Origin of the sequence: Arthrobacter rhombi, assembly GCF_900163545.1 — a bacterium.
GTDB classification, from domain to species: Bacteria; Actinomycetota; Actinomycetes; order Actinomycetales; family Micrococcaceae; genus Arthrobacter_H; species Arthrobacter_H rhombi_A.
This window is the reverse complement of sequence record NZ_FUHW01000053.1, coordinates 47,020-63,615: the sequence shown is the minus strand read 5'-3', so window position 1 is coordinate 63,615 and position 16,596 is coordinate 47,020. Positions and strand designations below refer to the sequence as shown.

Here is a 16,596-nt window from a genome sequence, read left to right as displayed (position 1 = left end):
AGGTCTTCCCTATTTCAACTACCCCGGAGCGTTACCAACGTCCGTGGTCAATACACCTAGACTGGCATCATGTACAGGATCACGACAGTGTGCACCGGCAACATCTGCCGGTCCCCGATGGCCGAGCATCTGCTCCGTGCCGCACTGCAGGATGCCGGCGTCGCTGGCGTGGACGTCGATTCGGCGGGAACGAGCGACTGGGAGATTGGCCGCCCCATGGACCCCCGAGCCGCCGGACTACTCACCCGCCACGGCCTTGACCCTTCCCACCATGTAGCCCGCCAATTCAGCGCGGAGGACTTCGCCGCCACGGACCTGATCCTGGCCCTCGACACCGATCACTTCGAGGCCCTCCGTCGGATGGCCGGAAACGAAACCGACCGTTCCAAGGTCCATATGCTGCGTTCCTTCGACCCCTCGGTGGCCCAGGAGGCCCCGACCGGACAAGGTATTTACGATCCGTGGTACGGCGATGAGGCCGATTTCGCGATCACGGAACAGCTCATCAACGCCGCTCTGCCGGGTCTGGTGCGCCATATCAGGACTCGGACAGCGGACACGCGTGGCGCGTAGATCACCGGTCATCATTGCGGTCGATGGCCGCTCCGGGGCCGGCAAGAGTACCTTGGCCTTGGAATTGGCCACGAGCCTGCGCATCCACCGCAGTGTTTCCCTGTTCCACCTTGAAGACATCTATACCGGCTGGGACGGGCTCGAGGGTGGCCGCGAACGCTATGTCACCGAGGTTCTGGACTCCCTCCATTGGGGGGAGGACGCCCGCTGGACCTCCTGGGATTGGGTGCGAGACACCGACGGCGAGCGCCGGACCACGGTGGCCGCAGACGTGGTCATCGTCGAAGGTGTGGGGGCCTCCTGCACGGAAGCAGTCCCCTATCTAGATGCCAGCATCTGGGTCGAGGTGGAGGACGACGTCCGACGACGGCGTGCCCTGGCCCGGGATGGCGACACCTTCGCCCCGCATTGGGAACGCTGGGCCGCGCAGGAACAACGGTGGCTGGACCAGGACCCGGTCATCGAACGCGCCGATGTCATCGTGGCGAACCTGGCCGACGGCAGCGCCCCACCCGATGCCTTACGCGCCCTCACCCAGCTGCCGGTGCTGCAGGAGCCCCTGCGGCACGAACTCCAGGCGGCGGCACAGGAGACGCTGCTGTTCCGCAGGATCCCGCTGCCCGAGGCTTCGAGGGCTGCGACCAGCCTCTTTGAACGCCTCTGCCCCGGAGAGCATGCCGTCCTGCTGGAATCCTCGAACGCTTCCACCCCGGGGTCCACCCGCAACCGTTTCAGCATTCTGGCGGATGACTCCGGCGAAGCTGCCGCCCGGGTCGAACACCACGACGGCCTGACCCAGGTCGTCACCGGTTGCGCACGCGCCCGACTGTCCGGCCCGTTTTTCGCTTGGCTGGACCGTAATTGGGGTACCGCCCGGCTCCAAGGGCCGGAGGGACTGGACTGCGAATTCGTGCTGGGCTGGCTGGGCTGGTTGGGCTACGAGCTCGGCCGCGAATCCGGGGCGGTTCCGAGCACCTCCAGCCCCACCCCCGACGCCGCCCTCCTGCACCCGGGGCGGGCCATCGTGCTCGACCATGAACGGGCCGAAGCCTGGTTGCTGGCATTGGAGGCACCGGATGCCCGGGACTGGCTGGATTCCACCGTTGAGGCGCTGCAGCAGCCGCTCTCCCCCGGGGTTCCCCCGGACTCCGGAGCCCCGCTGCAGGGCGCCCCGCCACCAGGTTTTGCTGCGGCGGACACCCGGGAGGAATATCTGGCGAAGATCCTCGCAGCCCAGGACCAGATCACCGCGGGCAACAGCTATGAGATCTGCCTGACCACGGCCCTGGCGGCCACTGCCGAACCGGGGAGCTTCGATCCGTGGCAGCTATATCTGAACCTGCGCGAAACGAGCCCGGCACCCTTCGCCCACTACATCCGGTGGGGTGGCATCGTGGTGGCCAGTTCCTCCCCCGAACGTTTCCTGTCCGTGGACGCGGCCGGGCTACTCCGTGCCGAACCGATCAAGGGCACGCGGCCCCGTTCGGAAGATCCCGTCAAGGACAGCATGCTGGCCCTTGATTTGGCGACGGCACCGAAGGACCGGGCGGAGAACATCATGATCGTGGATCTGCTGCGCAACGACCTCTCCCGCTGCGCCGATCCTTCGTCGCTCCGCGTTCCACGTCTCTGCGCGGTGGAGAGCTACGCGACCGTGCATCAACTGGTGTCCACGATCGAGGCACGGCTGCTCCCCGATGCTTCGCGGGCCGAGGCGGTGGCCGCTGCCTTCCCGCCGGGGTCGATGACCGGGGCGCCGAAGATATCGACCATGGCCATCCTGGACCGACTCGAGGAGGGGCGTCCCCGTGGGGTGTACTCGGGGGCCGTCGGGTACTTCTCCCATAGCGCAGCCGCCGATCTGGCGGTGGTCATCCGCACGCTCGTTGCCCGACGGGACCCCTTAGCCTCCTGCGGTGCCGGGGGTGGTCCTGCTCCCGACGGGCCCTGGCAGCTCAGTCTCGGCCTCGGCGGGGCGATCACCGCCGATTCGGATCCGGCGGCCGAATGGGAAGAAGTGAAGACCAAGTCCCGGGGTGTGCTCTCGGCGCTCGGGGCCGAATTCGGCTTCGAGGCCTGAGCCGCGCCTACTGCAGGGTTGCCGTCAGCCGGGCAACGTTATCCAGATAACGCACGGTTCGTGGACGGCCCAGCCAGTCGTCGAGGGTGAGCAGCGTGCACTTTTCCTTATACGCATCCTGGACCTTGTTGATCTGCCCTACCGCTTGGGGGCCCAGCAGCATCAGGGAGACTTCCAAGTTCAGCGAGAAGGACCGCATATCCATATTGGAGGACCCGAAGACCGCCACCTCGTCGTCGACGGTGAAGCATTTGGTATGGAGGACCATCGGCTGGTGATACCTGTAGATCTTCACTCCTGCCTTCAGCAACTGCAGGTAGTAGGACTGTTGGGCGTGGTGGACCAACGCCTGGTCGCCGCGTTCGGAAACCAGCAGTTCGACTTCGACCCCGCGTTGGGCTGCCGTGGTGATGGCGTAGAGCATCGAGTCATCCGGCACGAAGTAGGGGCTGGTGATCGTCAGCTTCTCCGTGGCCGAATACATCAACGTATTGAACAGGCGCAGGTTGTTCTCCGATTCGAATCCCGGTCCGGAGGGAACAATCTGTCCGCTCTGCTGACCGCAGGGCTCGGGGACGCCGCCTTCGTTCAGATCCGCCAGCAGGTTCTCATCGGTCTCCTGCGACCAATCCGTGGCAAAAACGACGTCCAGCCCGGTGACCATCGGGCCACGCACCCGAGCCATCAAGTCGATCCACTCGCGGCCGATCCTCTGCGAGGACTTGCGCTTATAGCCCGGCTCAATGAGGTTTTGGCTCCCCGTGAAGGCAATTTCCCCGTCGATGACCAGGATCTTCCGGTGGTTACGCAGATCGGGTCGGCGCCACTTCAAATGCAGCAGCGAGATGGGGAGCATCCGCCGCCATTCGATACCGCTGGCACGGAGCCGGCGCAAGAGCTCGCGGTACCCGGCGGTGCGCATCGTGCCCAGGTGGTCGAAGAGGAACCTGACCCGTACCCCGCGGTCGGCGGCATCCTCCAGGGCCCTCAGGAAGGGCCCGGTGAGCTCCGGGTCGTCGCCGACGATGTAGAACTGGGCGTTCACGTAGTCCTTCGCCGAGCCGATGGCCTCGGTCATCTGCCGGATCGACTCGCTGGAATCCTTGATGAAGTCGAACTGGTTGCCCTCCTGGAGCGGGAAGGCCCCGAGATTGCGGTTCAGTTCGATGGCCGAGCGGACCCAGTCGGGGGCATCCGGTGGGCCATTGTCCACGTCTAGGGTCTCGGTGGCGTCGATCACCCGTTGGTTGACGGCGGTTTGCCGATCGATCCGTTTCCGCGAAAGCTTGAAGTTCCCGAAGAGCAGGAAAAGGCCCAGCCCGACGACGGGGAAGAAGAAGATGGACAGCAGCCAGGCCATGGCGGTGGTCGGACGACGGTTCCCGGGGACGACACCGAGCATGACGACCCGGATCCCGAGGTCGACTACCCAGAGGATCGACAACAACCATCCGGGAAGGTCCTGCCACAGGAACAATGATTCGGTCAAGGACGCACCTCTCAACGACTTCAAGACGGTCCAAGCCTAGCGGCAGGAATGAACTGCCGGGGTAATCTTGGCCCATGACAGTCTTGGTGTTCTTGGACCCCTCCACGCCGGCCGGCCGCCTCGCCGATGCCTCCGTCGCGCAACTGCTCGTCACCGATCAGGGGGTCATCCGCGGCGACGGGGTCTTCGAGTCCATGTTGTACACCGCCGGGGCCGTCCGGAAACTGGACGCCCACCTCTCCCGGCTCCGGGTGTCGGCGGCCAGCTGCGACCTGGATCTGCCCGATGAGCAGTCCTGGCGGGCGGCCATCGCTACCGCGGTCACCCGGTATGAACAAGAGCGCACCCCGGGGCCCGAGGACCCCGACGAGGCAGTGGTGAAGCTGGTGGTCACGCGTGGGCCCGAGGATGAGCCCCATGGCACCGCCTGGGTCACCGTCTCCCCCGCCCCGGAGTCGGGACGCCGTCAACGCGAGGAGGGCGTCGCCGTCGTGCTGTTGGATCGTGGGTACGATTCCTCGCTGGCCGAACGCGCCCCCTGGCTGCTGATGGGCGCCAAGACGCTCTCCTATGCGGTGAACATGGCAGCCCTGCGTCATGCGCGCACGCTCGGGGCCGAGGACGTGATTTTCACGTCCAGCGACGCACGCGTACTCGAGGGGCCGACTTCGACGGTGCTGCTGGCCACCCGTGTCAACGGGGTCAAGCATCTGGTCACCCCATTGCTGGAAACCGGCATCCTTCCCGGAACCACCCAGGGCGCGATCTTCGCAGCCGCCGAAACCGCAGGTTGGACGCTCGGCTATGGTCCGTTGGAACCACGGGACCTGTTCGAAGCCGACGCACTCTGGTTGGTCTCCAGCATCCGGCTTCTAGCACCGGTCACCTCCATCGACGGCACAGCGATTGCCCGCGATCGTGAGCTGCATGACGAACTGTCGGCCCTGCTCGAAGCCATCGGATAGGCGCCACCGGCGGGGAAGGAACCCCATGGAAACTACACCTGCTGCACCGATGGCCGAGACCACCTTGGATCGTCGCCGGCTCCTCGCCGTCGTCGCGGTGGCCGCCGCCTCCCTGCTCGGCGGCGCTGGAACTTTACTCACTCCGGAAGCTGCGGTCGCAGCCTCCACCAAGATCAAAACGACGGCGAATCTCAACGTCCGCGCCCGCGCCGCTGCCGCAGGAGCCAAGCTGGGAACGCTAGCGAAGGGCACCACGGTCACCTCCACCGGCCGGGCCTCCAACGGCTGGTACCGGATCAGCTACCGGGGAAAGACCGGCTATGTTTCCCATCGCTACGTCAAGGTTCTCCCTGCCGCGAAGAGGGCCACACCCCCGAAGGTCACCAAGATCTCAGCCAGGGTCAAGACCTTGGCAGCGCTGAATGTCAGGTCCTCCGCTTCCTCGCACGGCAAGCATCTGGGCACATTGACGAAGAACGCTAAATTCACAGCCACCGGGGTCGCCGCCAACGGCTGGTACCGGCTGAGCTATCGGGGTCGAACCGGCTATGTCTCGCACCGGTACCTCACAGCGGACCTGTCGAGCGATCCCGCCTACACTTCCACCCGCAACGGCCTGCCCACCAGTGCTCGGTACTACTTCTCAACCAACGGCTCCGACGTGGCCCATCTGGCCAACGGGGCCCTGATGATCGGAGACCTCCCGGCAGGCACCGTCGCCTGGCGGGACGTGCGATGGGAGAAGAAACATGCCACCCCGAAGGGCTGGTATTGCGTGCGTACCGCAGGGGCCACCGGCTGGGTGAGGGCCAGCACCCTGCGGCGCAGCCAGCCTCGGACCAGCACATGGCCGGGCCGCACAACGGCCGCCCAGATCCGCAAGATGGCCAATGGCCGGCTTCCCTCCGCGAATCTGGTGGCCATCTCCTGGGATCCGGGCAGGAACCTGATCGCCGGCCCCGCCCTCAGTGATCTGACACAACTGAACGCGGCCTTCAAGAAGAAGTTCGGGCGCAACCTGCAAATCGACTTGACCTACCGCACGCGCGGCACCCAGGAATATCTGTACCGGGAGCTGGGCCCGATGATCGCCGCCAAACCAGGAACATCCAACCACGGGTGGGGGTTGGCGATCGACTTCCCCGAGACTCGCGACTACGGTTTCGGCGGCACGTACTACTTGTGGCTCAAGGCCCATTCGAAGAGCCACGGGTGGGTGCACCACAAGATTTACGAACAGGGGTCCCGCTACGCCGAGGCGTGGCACTTCGAGTACATACGCTGAGCCGAGGGAACCACCTCACCCCCAGACCAGGTTCCACGCCCCGGTGAGCACGGCGGCCGTGGTGGCCACCGCCCCCAGGGTGAGGCCACCGGACACCAGGGCCCCGTCCCGCCAGGAGAAGGAGGCGGTTCGCGCCCAAGTGCGGTGGGCCCCACCGAAGCCTTTGGCTTCCATGGTGACCGCCAGCCGGGAGGCCCTACGGATGGCCTGGACCATCAGCCCCAGACTTTGACCTGCATTGGCCCGCAGACGCTGCACGAAACCCCCTTGGGCCCCCACACCGCGGGCACGACGGGCCATACCCAGCGTCACCCACTCCTCGGCCAGCAAACCCATCAGGCGCATCCCGGCCAAGGCACCCAACACGAAACGGTGAGGCAACCTGGCTTGTTGGGCCAGCGCATTGGCCAGATCGGTGGGGTCGGTACTGGACAAAACGATGACCGCGGGAACCGCTACCGCAAAAATCCGCAGACCGGTGGCCACCCCGGAGATCAGCGATCCGTCGCTGATCGTGGCCACCCCCAGGTTCAGCAGGACGGCACCTGCGTCGTTGCCGACCAGGGCGGTGCCCCAGGCGGCAAATAATGCGGCCACCAGCAGTGGCCAGGCCCGCCGCAGGAATCGCGTCGGGGCGATCCCTGCCAGGCGCAGCAGCAACAGACTGGCCAGCACGACGACGGAGGAGGTCACCAGGTCCAGGGAGGCGATCAGGGGCACGGTCCCCAGCACTACCGCAGCGAGTTTGGCCAGCGGGTTGCACCGACCGAAGAAGCTGGCCCGGGCACCTGCGTCGGGTTCCAGCCCCGGCATCCCCCCCGCGGCCCGAGGATCGGTTGCCGGTTCCTCCTGCGTGGGGGTTCCGGGTTCCTGCACGGGGCGCAGGTCGGCGGCGACCTCGAAGGTGGAGGCCCCCAACGCGGCGGCGAACGCCGCATCGTGGGTGACCGCGACGACGGCGACGCCCTCGTCGAGTTGTTCGCGCAGCAGCAGCGCCAGTTCCTTCCACGTATTGGCGTCCTGGCCGAACGTCGGCTCATCGAGGATCAGCAGTCGCGGTCGGGCCGCGAGCACCGTGGCCACCGACAACCTGCGCTTTTCGCCTCCCGAGAGGGTGAACGGGTTCGCGTCGGCCAGATGCCTCAGCCCCAGCCGGTCCAACAGCTCATCGACCCGTTCGGTGATGTGCGCGTCGGTGTACAGCCGGGTCTTCGACCCCGGTGTGCGGGCATGCCGGGGGCCAAAGGCCAATTCCGCGCGGACGGTGGTGGTGACGAACTGGTGTTCGGGCTCCTGGAAGACGGTGCCGATCCGCCCCACGAGTTCCCCGGCCCGCCACGTGTAGGGCCGGTCGGGGTGCACGGGTTCGGTTTCCTCGGGGAGGTCCTGGGCACCGGAAAGGGCAGGCAGTGCCGCGACGCTGCCCCGACGTTCGGGCAGCAGCCCGGCCAGAGTCAGGGCCAACGTCGATTTGCCGGCCCCGTTGGCTCCGGTGATACACAGCGCCTGACCGGCGTCGATCCGCAGGTCCAGACCCGACACGACGGGGGCACCGGAGGCTGTTCTGGATACGGCCAGCCTTCGGGCGCTCAACAAGCCGGCGGCCGGTTCTTTTGCCGGGGCCCGTGCGGGCAGTACGGGCGTGTGGCCGGGGACCCAGATCCCGGCGTCGATGAGCCGTTCACGGAGGGGGCCGGGAGCGAACAGCCTGGCCGGTGCGCCCTGGTAGGCCACACCGCCGCCGGGCTCCAGCACGATCACCCGATCCACGGCATCTGCCCAGGCGGTGAGCCGGTGCTCAACGATGATCATCGTTGCTCCGCTGGCGCCGAGTGCCTCGAGCACTGCGTCCCGCACTTCCAGCACCCCGTCGGGGTCGAGATTTGCTGTCGGCTCATCCAACAGGACGAGTCCGGGGCGCATGGCCAGGATCCCGGCCAGGGCCAGGCGTTGCTTCTGCCCTCCCGACAGGGACGAGGTGGGGTGGTCCAGTGGCAGGTCAAGTCCCACCGCCTGCAGGGATTCGCTGACGCGGGGCCAGATCAGCTCCGGGTCCACCGAGAGGTTCTCCGCGCCAAAGGCGACGTCGTCCCCCACCCGGGCCTGGACGACCTGGGTTTCGGGGTCCTGCTGCATCAGACCGGTCCGGCCGCGGGCTGCCGCAGCCGGTAAACCGTCAATCAGTAGTTCCCCGGCCGAGGCGTTGTCCTCGTCATCCTGCAGCACCCCGGCCAGGGCGTGCATGAGCGTCGATTTTCCGGCGCCAGAGGGGCCGACGAGCAACACTTTTTCCCCGGCCTGGATGTCGAGGTCCAAACCCAAGACTGCGGGCGTCTCCCGCCCGGCGTGCTGCCATCCCCAACCGCGGGCGCGGACCGCAGCAGCACGGACGTCGCCGACCCCGGCGGCCGGTGGAGAGCCGCGGGTTCCGGTCGGTGCATCAGAGGTCATCGATTCACCCTAGAACCCGTTCCTGGGCGGCCTTCCGCGAAGCCATCGAGGACAACGCCCCGGTCCGTGAGAGCGCGCGCGTCAGCGCCCACGACCCCAGGCCGGCGATGATCAGCCCCGAAATGGCCATGAACACCACGTAGGCCAGTTTCATGCTCGCCGTGTATTCGGGGAACCAGGAGAAGACGAAGGCGTCGTTCACTCCCCCGAAGATCCCGGTCAGCATTCCGGCGAACAGGGCCACCGGCAGCGACCAGCGGCGGTAGAGCAGCAGCGCAAAAACGATTTCGGCGCCGAGCCCCTGGATGATTCCCGAGGCCCAGACCGTCCAACCGTATTCCGATCCCAGCAGCGAGGAAACGACGGCCGCGACCATCTCGCAGAACAGTGCTGCGCCTGGTTTGCGGATGATCAGGGCCCCCAGGACCGCGGGGAAGAGCCACATTCCGGCCAGCAGGGCCGATGAGGGCGGGAAGGCGACGAAAATGACGTCGAAGACGTGGTGGGTGGTGTTCCAGGCCCAGAAGATCACGCCGGAGGCCACGGCGATGACGGAGGCCACGACGATGTCCACGACCCGCCAGGTGTATCGGGCGGTCGGTGCCGCCGAAAGGGTGCTGCTCATAGGGTGTTCCTCCTTGGTTTCAAGGAGGGGAGGACTCCGCGGCGGATCCGCGTGTCCTGAGATTCTCGACTCCCTTCGCCGGTACGAGCCGGAGCAGGTTCGAGGGTCTGCGGTGATCCGCACTCTCAGCGTCGAAGTTTCCGGCCGTGGCCGGGCGACGACGCTCCCCTGTCGTAGGTCATTCAGTGGGGCCCAGTCTACAGCGCGTTATGCTGGGCAGGTAATCACCTACCGACGGGAGAATCGTTCGTGAACGCATTATTGAAGATCGTCGGCACGGTCGTGTCGATCGGCGCCGGTTTTGTCGGCGGCAAGCTCGTGGACACCATCTGGTACAAGGTCACCGGAGAGAAGCCCCCGAAGCCGAACGACAAGGAAGCCCAGGCCGAGGCGTCGATGCGTCATGCCCTCGGGTTCGCCGTGGTCTCCGCAGTCGTGGCCGCAGTGATCCAGGTTTTGACCAACCGTGGCACGCAGAAGGCCATTGCCCGTTTCAACCACACGGCCGACGAGGTCTGACCCCTCGTTAGCGACCTTCGTCCAGGCGACGCTGGGCCTCGGAGACCACTTCATTGAGGTCATCGAGGACCAGCGTCTCCTGTTTAAGGTGTCTGGTCCGGTACCCGGCACGGCCGACCATATGTGCTGTCACCGGTGCGGTCAGCAACTGGAAGAACCAGGCCAGCAACAGCACCGGCACGGCGGACCAGGCCCTGATCTGCAGGGCGACGGAGAGCAGCATCAAGAATAATCCGAGGACTTGCGGCTTGGTGGCCGCATGCATGCGGGAAAAGAGGTCGGGGAAACGCAGCAGACCGATGCCTGCGGCGACGGACAGCAGGGCGCCGAGGATCATGCAGATCGCGACCATCCATTCCAGGACGAGGTCCAGCGTCCCGCCGTCGGCGAGGCCAAACACGATCATGGGGATCTCCGATCGGTGACGTAGCGCGCGATGGTGACCGAACCGATGAAGGCCACCAGGGAACCGACGACGATGAACACGATGTGGTTCAGATGCCGGTTCACGACCATATCCACGCAGAGCCCACACAGGATGATGATCAGCAGGACATCCAGGGCCAGGGTCCTATCAAGGATCGAGGGGCCCCTGGCTAGCCGGATCAGGGCCATGACGGCGCCGAGGGCCAGGGCGATACCGGCCACCCACGCGGCAACGAGGATCATGGTTGCTCCTTCATCGGTCGGTTCGTTCGTTCTGCGACGTCGGGCCCGTCGGCACCTTCGGCATTGAGTGCCTCCAGTTCCTCCCGGCTGCCCATCATCCGGATGATCCGGGCTTCGATGGCCCTGACCTGGCGCCGGAAGTCTTCGGCCTCCTGCACCGTATTGATGTCCAACACGTGAAGGTAGAGCGTGGAGGTTGTCCTGTCGATTTCCACGACGAACGAACCCGGGATGAGGGTCAGCACATGCCCCAGGGCCGTGGCCATCAGGTCCTCCTGGCTGCGCATGCGGATACCGATGACCGCGTTGCGCACCTTCGGCCCGCGGCGCAGCACGACCAGTACCACCTGGACGCTCGCCCTGACGATTTCGCGCAGGAACAACAGCGAGAACACCAGGGCCTGCCAGGGGTTGAAGCGGCCGCTGAGCTCAACGGGAGGCAGTTTGAAGGTCATCACCACTGCCAGGGCGATCAGGAACCCGAAGATCAGGTTCCCCGGGCTGAAGTCCCGCCAGAGGGCTCCCCAGACGAGGACCAGCCAGATGATGAGGGGAAGTTCGATGAGGAAGCGGGCGCGCCGGCGTCGTGCTCTGGCCCGGGCGCTGCGGGCACTGGTGAGTAGTTCCGAGGGGCGGGCGGGGCGGGGATGACGGTGGGGGCTCATTTTCCGCCTCCCGCCGGGGAGTCGCCGAGAACTGCCTCAATATAGGGGGTGCGTTCGAGCATCTGCTGCGAGGCCTGGTCGGCCAGGTCGAAGAGCGGGCCGGCGAAGATGGTCAACGCCATGCCCAGTGCCACCAGCACCCCCGTGGCGAAGACCATGGTCGGGGGCAGTACCGCCGCATCCCCCCGTCCGCTGAGGCGGTGCGGCAAGGTCTTGACCCCTGTCGCCCCGATGTCCGGGCGGCGGGCTTCTTCGGCGGCAATGAGCAGGATCGGGTCGGCATCCTCGGCGTCTTCGGCGCGGCGCCAGAACGCCCGGTTCCAGACCCGGGCGACGGCCAGCAGGGTGAGCAGGGAGGTCAGCAGCGCCCCGGCCAGCAGCACCCAGGCCAGCGGTGTGCCCAGGTCCACGCCGCCGCGCAGCAACCCGACCTTGCCCAGGAACCCGGAGAAGGGAGGGATGCCGGCCAGGTTCATGGCCGGGATGAAGAAGAGTACGGCCAGCACCGGTGACAGCTTGGCCAGCGAGCCGAGCCGGTCCACGTTGGAGGTCCCGCCCCGTCGTTCCATCAGCCCGGCGACCAGGAACAGCGAAGTCTGCACGATGATGTGGTGGGCGACGTAGTAGACCGTGGCCGCCAGGGCAACGGCGCTGCCGGTGGCCACCCCGAACATCATGTATCCGATGTGGCTGGTCAGTGTGAAGGAGAGCATGCGTTTGAAATCGGCCTGGGCGAGGGCGCCGAGGATCCCCACGAGCATGGTTAGCAGGGCGACGACCAACAGGGCCGTATTCAACCGCCCCCCGGGGAAGAGCAGGGTTTCGGTGCGGATGATCGCATAGACACCCACCTTGGTCAGCAGTCCGGCGAATACGGCGGTCACCGGCGCCGGGGCTGTCGGGTAGGAGTCGGGCAGCCAGAAGGACAGCGGGAACACCGCGGCCTTGACGCCGAAGGCGACCAGCAGCATGACGTGGAGGATCTGTTGGGTCCCCGGGTCGATATCGGCCAGTTTCCCGGCCAGATCGGCCATGTTCACGGTTCCGGTCGCCGCATAGACCAGCCCGATCGCCAAGAGGAACAGGATGGAGGAGACCACCGAGACCACCACGTAGGTGACGCCGGCCCGGATCCGGGCCGTGGTCCCGCCCAGGGTCAGCAGCACGTAGGAAGCGGTCAACAGGATTTCGAAACCCACATACAGGTTGAACAGGTCACCGGCAAGGAAGGCGTTGGAGACCCCGGCGACCAGGATCAGGTAGGCGGGATGGAAGACCGAGATCGGCCCGTCCTCGTCCCCGTCGGCCATACCCTGGCCGGTGGCATAGAGCAGTACGGTGAGGCTGACCGCTGTGGAGACGACCAGCATCAATGCGGAGAACTCGTCGACGACCATGGAGATGCCGAACGGTGGAGCCCACCCACCGATGATGACGGCCTGCGCCCCATGCTTCCAGGCCGAGACCAGGAGCCAGGATTCCAGGGCGAGGGTCAGGCAGAGGGTCCCGATCGTTGCGGTGCGTTGGGCCAGTGGGTGCCGTCGCAGCACGAAGGCCAGGGCCGCACCCAGAATGGGGAGCAGCACCGCCAGGGGTGCGACGTCGATCGCTGTCAGGTGGTCCATCAGCGGGCCTTCCTGTTGCGTCGCTTATTATTGGTTCCCGCACTCTCCTCGGAGGAGGCCTGCCGCAGTTCGCTGGCGAGCCGTTCCCCGGCGAGTCGGGCGGCAGCGGCCCTGCGTGATTCCTCGGCGTGGGCCGGAACGTTGTCGTCGTCGATATCTGCCGGGAATTCGGAGGTTTCCAGCGCGACTTCGGAGTCCTCCTCGAAATCGAAGGTGTCCTGGGAGGCGACCCGGCGGTCCTCGGCGTCGTCGGTGAGTTCATCCCGGCGGGCGATCACCCACGAACGGTAGATCATCGCCAGCAGGAACGCGGTGACCGCGAAGGTGATGACGATCGCGGTGAGGATCAGCGCCTGCGGCAGCGGGTCGGCATAGTCTTCCGCCGGGGTCCCCTCCTCGTAGAGGGGTGCGAGCCCGCTGCGTCCCCCCGCTGCCAAGATCAACAGGTTCACCCCGTTGCCCACCAGGATGATCCCCAAAAGCACCCGGGTCAGACTGCGCTCGAGCAATAGATAGATCCCTGCCGCGAAGAGCACACCCATCACGATGAGCAGGGTCATGTTCACACTCATCGTTGGCTCCCGGCCCGTTGGACGGCGGCTCGGCGGGGCCGGCGTACGCCGCCGGAGAGCAGCCCGCGTTTCTCGGTCTTCTCGTCGATTTCCGAACCGAGGCTGCGCAGGACGTCCACCACCAGTCCCACGACCACCAGGTACACCCCGATATCGAAGAACGTCGAGGTGACGAATTTCTGTTCGCCGAAGATCGGCAACGCAAATTCCACGACGGCTGTCTGGAAGAGGTCTCCGCCCAACACCAGGGGCACGACGCCGGAGAGGGCCGAGGTGGCCAGCCCGAGTCCCAGCAAGGTGCCGGGGCTGATGGGGGTCGCTTCGGCGAGCTCGAAACGCCCTCCGGCCAGGTAGCGGATGGTCAGGGCGAGTCCGGCCAGCAGCCCGCCGGCGAAGCCGCCACCGGGAGAGTTGTGTCCGGCCAGCAGGAGGTAGACGGAGAAGATGATGATCGTGTGGAAGATCAGCCGGGCGATGACTTCGAAGATGATGGAACGGCGTTCGGGGGCCAACGTCTTACCGGCCACCAGCCAGGCGTCCTTGGCCGACTGGGCGAAATGCCGGGCGGTCGCCAGTGCCGCTGCGGCGCGGGTGCCTCCGGGTTGGGGGCGTGTCCGGCCCACGGATCCCAGTTCGGCTTCGCCGACGCGGTGTCTAATGTCCCCCCGGCCGCGGACGAAGATCAATGAGGCCACCCCGGTGGCGGCCACGGCCAGCACGGTGATCTCCCCGAAGGTGTCCCAGACACGGATGTCGACGAGGGTGACGTTGACGATGTTCTTGCCGGCACCGCCGAAATAGGCCAACTCCGGGAACGATAATGACACCGGGTCGGCGGTCCGTGAGGCCATGGCAGCGGCGGCAATGCCGATCATCGCCACCCCGAATCCGACCCCCAAGAGGGCACGCGCCGTGCGGTGCCCCGTGGGGTTCAACGTCCAGAGTCTGGGGGGAAGGACCCGCAACGCCAGAACCATGGCGACCAGGACGATCGTTTCCACCAACAGCTGGGTCAGCGCCAGGTCGGGGGCACCCTGCAGGGCGAAGATGAAGGCCATGCCGTAGCCGGTGACGGAGACCATCAGCACAGCCAAAAAGCGCTTATTGGCACGGATGGCCGCCAGGGCCCCGACGATCATGCATAGTCCGGCGATCAGTTGGGCGGGGGTGTCGAACCAGACGATGTTCTCCGGCAACGGTGTCTGATTAGTCAGTCCCGCGACGGCCGGGACCACCAGGGCAACCAGCAGGATGACGCCCAGGTAGAACGGCAGCGAACCGCGCTGCGTCCGCCCTGTCGTCCAGACGGAGACCTCGTCGACGGCGTTCAGGGCCCACTTATACATCTGCTCGGCTTCGAGCAGTGCCGGGACCCGGGCCTGCAGGGCACCGAACCCAGACCGCCACCGATGCAACAGCAGGCCAACGACGATGATGACCGCCGAAAGGCCCAGTACCGGGGTCAGACCGTGCCACAGGGCCAGCCGAATCGGCTCGTCGGAGGCGGGGAAGAGGGAGGCGAATCCTCCCACGGCCTCACCCAGTGGTGTCGGGAGGACCCCGAACACCAGGGTTGCCGCGGTCAAAACCGCCGGCGCTGCGAGGAAGGACCACGGGACGGGTTTGAAGGCCGTGGCCGGCATCCCCGGTTTGGAGGCGAATCCGCCCCAAATGAAGCGTGCACTGTAGGCGACGGTGAAGATGGAGCCCACCACCACCCCGAGCAGCACGATGATTCCCCCGGCGCTGTCGGCCGTGGCCAGGAGAACCTCGAGCACCGATTCCTTGGCGACGAAACCGTAGAGCGGCGGGATGCCGGCCATCGAAGCCGCCGAGATGACCGCCACGACGAACAGTTTCGGGGCGGTCCGCCATAGCCCCGAGAGCAGTCTCACGTCACGGGTTCCTGCTTGGTGGTCGATGATCCCCACGATCAGGAACAGTGCCGCCTTGAAGAACCCGTGGGCGAGCACCAGCGCCAGCCCGGCGAGGGCGGCATCTGCTGTTCCTTGTCCCACCACCAGCATGATGAAACCCAGTTGGGAGACGGTCCCGTAGGCCAGAACCAGTTTGATATCTGTCTGCCGCAGGGCCCTCCACCCGCCGACGAGCATGGTGGCCATCCCCAACCCGATCACCAGCCCGTCCCAGTAGGTGGTCCCGGAGAACCCGGGGGCCAGACGGGCCACGAGGTAGACCCCCGCCTTCACCATGGCTGCCGCATGGAGGTAGGCGGAAACCGGGGTCGGTGCGGCCATGGCACCGGGCAGCCAGAAGTGGAAGGGCACCAGCGCCGACTTGCTCACGGCGCCGAGCAGTATCAGGGCGATCGCAATATCGATGAGGGTTCCACGCGAGGCCAGTTCCGGGGCCATGGCCATGATTTCGGAGAGCCGGTAGGTGCCGGCGCTCTGGCCGATCATCACTAGGCCCAGCAGCATCGCCAATCCGCCGAAGGTGGTGACCAGCAGCGCTTGCAGGGCTGACCGGCGGGCGAAGATCCGCGTCCGGGCGAAGCCCACGAGCAGGTAGGACAGGATCGTCGTGATTTCCCAGAAGATGAACAGCAGGATCAGATCGTCGGCGATCACCAGCCCGAACATGGCACCGGCAAAGGCCAGCAGTTGGGCCCCGAAGGGTCCGATGTTGGCATCCTCGCTCTTGAAGTACCGCGCGCAGTAGAACAACACGAGTGCCCCGACACCCAGAATCAACAGGCTCAGGATCGCTGCCAACGCGTCCATTCTGAAGGCCAGGTCCAGCTGCAACACGGGGATCCAGTGGAGCACGAGGCCCGGTGGCGCATTCGGGCCCCCCGCGGGGGCCGACTGGTCGGCTGAGATGAAGGAGTCGAAGTTGGCCAGTAGCCACACGAACGCGACGGCGGGTACGGCGCCGAGCAGATAGAACGAAGCACGGCCGAAGCGGCGGAACAAAAGCGGGGCGACGGCGCTCACCACAAAAAGTGAGATGAGGACCACGGCCACGATGTTCTCCTGAGGGGGTTCTGGGCCACGCATGGTTCGACACTGCAGCACTCGGTCAGGTAATTAATTTAGTTTAACAGTTCATCAATCC

At 66.1% G+C, this 16,596-nt stretch carries 14 protein-coding genes and 1 riboswitch; of the genes, 5 read left to right on the top strand and 9 right to left on the bottom strand.

The genetic code is table 11. The annotated features are described in order from the left end of the window. The first annotated feature begins 69 nt into the window (after positions 1 to 69). Together FM101_RS15495 and FM101_RS15490 are read left to right on the top strand one after the other, a co-directional pair. Positions 70 to 573, top strand: a complete 504-nt coding sequence (locus tag FM101_RS15495; RefSeq protein ID WP_087001297.1) for a low molecular weight protein-tyrosine-phosphatase — start codon at positions 70 to 72, stop codon at positions 571 to 573. After that, positions 563 to 2,653: a chorismate-binding protein gene (locus tag FM101_RS15490; RefSeq protein WP_245806715.1), complete on the top strand. Its 2,091-nt coding sequence runs from the start codon at positions 563 to 565 to the stop codon at positions 2,651 to 2,653. Before FM101_RS15495 ends, FM101_RS15490 begins: the two co-directional genes overlap by 11 nt. Positions 2,654 to 2,660: 7 nt before the next feature. Here FM101_RS15490 and cls read toward each other — a convergent pair whose 3' ends face one another. Beyond that, positions 2,661 to 4,142: a cardiolipin synthase gene (cls, locus tag FM101_RS15485; protein WP_256382348.1), complete on the bottom strand. Its 1,482-nt coding sequence runs from the start codon at positions 4,140 to 4,142 to the stop codon at positions 2,661 to 2,663. A 74-nt stretch (positions 4,143 to 4,216) separates the two neighbouring features. Here cls and FM101_RS15480 point away from each other — a divergent pair, with 74 nt between their 5' ends. Both FM101_RS15480 and FM101_RS15475 read left to right on the top strand, forming a co-directional pair. After that, positions 4,217 to 5,107, top strand: coding sequence for an aminodeoxychorismate lyase (locus FM101_RS15480; protein WP_087001293.1), 891 nt, complete (start codon positions 4,217 to 4,219; stop codon positions 5,105 to 5,107). Between the two features lie 25 nt (positions 5,108 to 5,132). Next, complete coding sequence (locus FM101_RS15475; protein WP_158225907.1) at positions 5,133 to 6,392, top strand: SH3 domain-containing protein; 1,260 nt, start codon at positions 5,133 to 5,135, stop codon at positions 6,390 to 6,392. A gap of 15 nt (positions 6,393 to 6,407) precedes the next feature. Here FM101_RS15475 and FM101_RS16160 read toward each other — a convergent pair whose 3' ends face one another. Together FM101_RS16160 and FM101_RS15465 are read right to left on the bottom strand one after the other, a co-directional pair. Continuing rightward, a complete protein-coding gene (locus tag FM101_RS16160; RefSeq protein ID WP_087001289.1) occupies positions 6,408 to 8,843 on the bottom strand; it encodes an ATP-binding cassette domain-containing protein in 2,436 nt (811 codons plus the stop codon). A 4-nt stretch (positions 8,844 to 8,847) separates the two neighbouring features. After that, positions 8,848 to 9,468 (bottom strand): ECF transporter S component, encoded by a 621-nt coding sequence (locus FM101_RS15465; RefSeq protein ID WP_087001287.1) that lies wholly within the window; start codon positions 9,466 to 9,468, stop codon positions 8,848 to 8,850. Between the two features lie 53 nt (positions 9,469 to 9,521). Then, a riboswitch (TPP riboswitch) is annotated at positions 9,522 to 9,648 on the bottom strand. A 69-nt stretch (positions 9,649 to 9,717) separates the two neighbouring features. Here FM101_RS15465 and FM101_RS15460 point away from each other — a divergent pair. Further along, positions 9,718 to 9,987: a DUF4235 domain-containing protein gene (locus FM101_RS15460; protein ID WP_087001285.1), complete on the top strand. Its 270-nt coding sequence runs from the start codon at positions 9,718 to 9,720 to the stop codon at positions 9,985 to 9,987. A 7-nt stretch (positions 9,988 to 9,994) separates the two neighbouring features. On the opposite strand, the gene mnhG is transcribed toward FM101_RS15460, so the two are convergent. Genes mnhG through FM101_RS15430 form a run of 6 tightly spaced genes read right to left on the bottom strand, consistent with a single transcriptional unit; the run spans position 9,995 to position 16,538 of the window. Further along, positions 9,995 to 10,393 carry a monovalent cation/H(+) antiporter subunit G gene (gene mnhG, locus FM101_RS15455; RefSeq protein WP_087001283.1) on the bottom strand — a complete coding sequence of 133 codons (399 nt, stop codon included), beginning with the start codon at positions 10,391 to 10,393 and terminating at the stop codon, positions 9,995 to 9,997. Beyond that, on the bottom strand, positions 10,390 to 10,656 hold the full coding sequence (locus FM101_RS15450) for a monovalent cation/H+ antiporter complex subunit F (protein ID WP_087001281.1): 267 nt from the start codon (positions 10,654 to 10,656) through the stop codon (positions 10,390 to 10,392). The genes mnhG and FM101_RS15450 overlap by 4 nt, the downstream gene beginning before the upstream one ends. After that, entirely contained in the window at positions 10,653 to 11,321 is a 669-nt protein-coding gene (locus FM101_RS15445; protein ID WP_087001278.1) for a Na+/H+ antiporter subunit E, read from the bottom strand. The genes FM101_RS15450 and FM101_RS15445 overlap by 4 nt, the downstream gene beginning before the upstream one ends. Next, complete coding sequence (locus tag FM101_RS15440) at positions 11,318 to 12,946, bottom strand: Na+/H+ antiporter subunit D (protein ID WP_087001276.1); 1,629 nt, start codon at positions 12,944 to 12,946, stop codon at positions 11,318 to 11,320. Before FM101_RS15440 ends, FM101_RS15445 begins: the two co-directional genes overlap by 4 nt. After that, positions 12,946 to 13,518: a Na(+)/H(+) antiporter subunit C gene (locus FM101_RS15435; RefSeq protein WP_087001274.1), complete on the bottom strand. Its 573-nt coding sequence runs from the start codon at positions 13,516 to 13,518 to the stop codon at positions 12,946 to 12,948. Before FM101_RS15435 ends, FM101_RS15440 begins: the two co-directional genes overlap by 1 nt. Next, positions 13,515 to 16,538, bottom strand: coding sequence for a Na+/H+ antiporter subunit A (locus FM101_RS15430; protein WP_087001272.1), 3,024 nt, complete (start codon positions 16,536 to 16,538; stop codon positions 13,515 to 13,517). Before FM101_RS15430 ends, FM101_RS15435 begins: the two co-directional genes overlap by 4 nt. Positions 16,539 to 16,596 lie beyond the last annotated feature (58 nt).

Coding starts and splice junctions, on each gene's coding strand:
- FM101_RS15475 (WP_158225907.1), top strand. CDS start 5,133: ATGGAAACTACACCTGCTGCACCGATGGCCGAGACCACCTTGGATCGT.
- FM101_RS15430 (WP_087001272.1), bottom strand. CDS start 16,538: ATGCGTGGCCCAGAACCCCCTCAGGAGAACATCGTGGCCGTGGTCCTC.
- mnhG (WP_087001283.1), bottom strand. CDS start 10,393: ATGATCGTGTTTGGCCTCGCCGACGGCGGGACGCTGGACCTCGTCCTG.
- FM101_RS16160 (WP_087001289.1), bottom strand. CDS start 8,843: ATGACCTCTGATGCACCGACCGGAACCCGCGGCTCTCCACCGGCCGCC.
- FM101_RS15465 (WP_087001287.1), bottom strand. CDS start 9,468: ATGAGCAGCACCCTTTCGGCGGCACCGACCGCCCGATACACCTGGCGG.
- FM101_RS15450 (WP_087001281.1), bottom strand. CDS start 10,656: ATGATCCTCGTTGCCGCGTGGGTGGCCGGTATCGCCCTGGCCCTCGGC.
- FM101_RS15495 (WP_087001297.1), top strand. CDS start 70: ATGTACAGGATCACGACAGTGTGCACCGGCAACATCTGCCGGTCCCCG.
- FM101_RS15480 (WP_087001293.1), top strand. CDS start 4,217: ATGACAGTCTTGGTGTTCTTGGACCCCTCCACGCCGGCCGGCCGCCTC.
- FM101_RS15440 (WP_087001276.1), bottom strand. CDS start 12,946: ATGGACCACCTGACAGCGATCGACGTCGCACCCCTGGCGGTGCTGCTC.
- FM101_RS15445 (WP_087001278.1), bottom strand. CDS start 11,321: ATGAGCCCCCACCGTCATCCCCGCCCCGCCCGCCCCTCGGAACTACTC.
- FM101_RS15435 (WP_087001274.1), bottom strand. CDS start 13,518: ATGAGTGTGAACATGACCCTGCTCATCGTGATGGGTGTGCTCTTCGCG.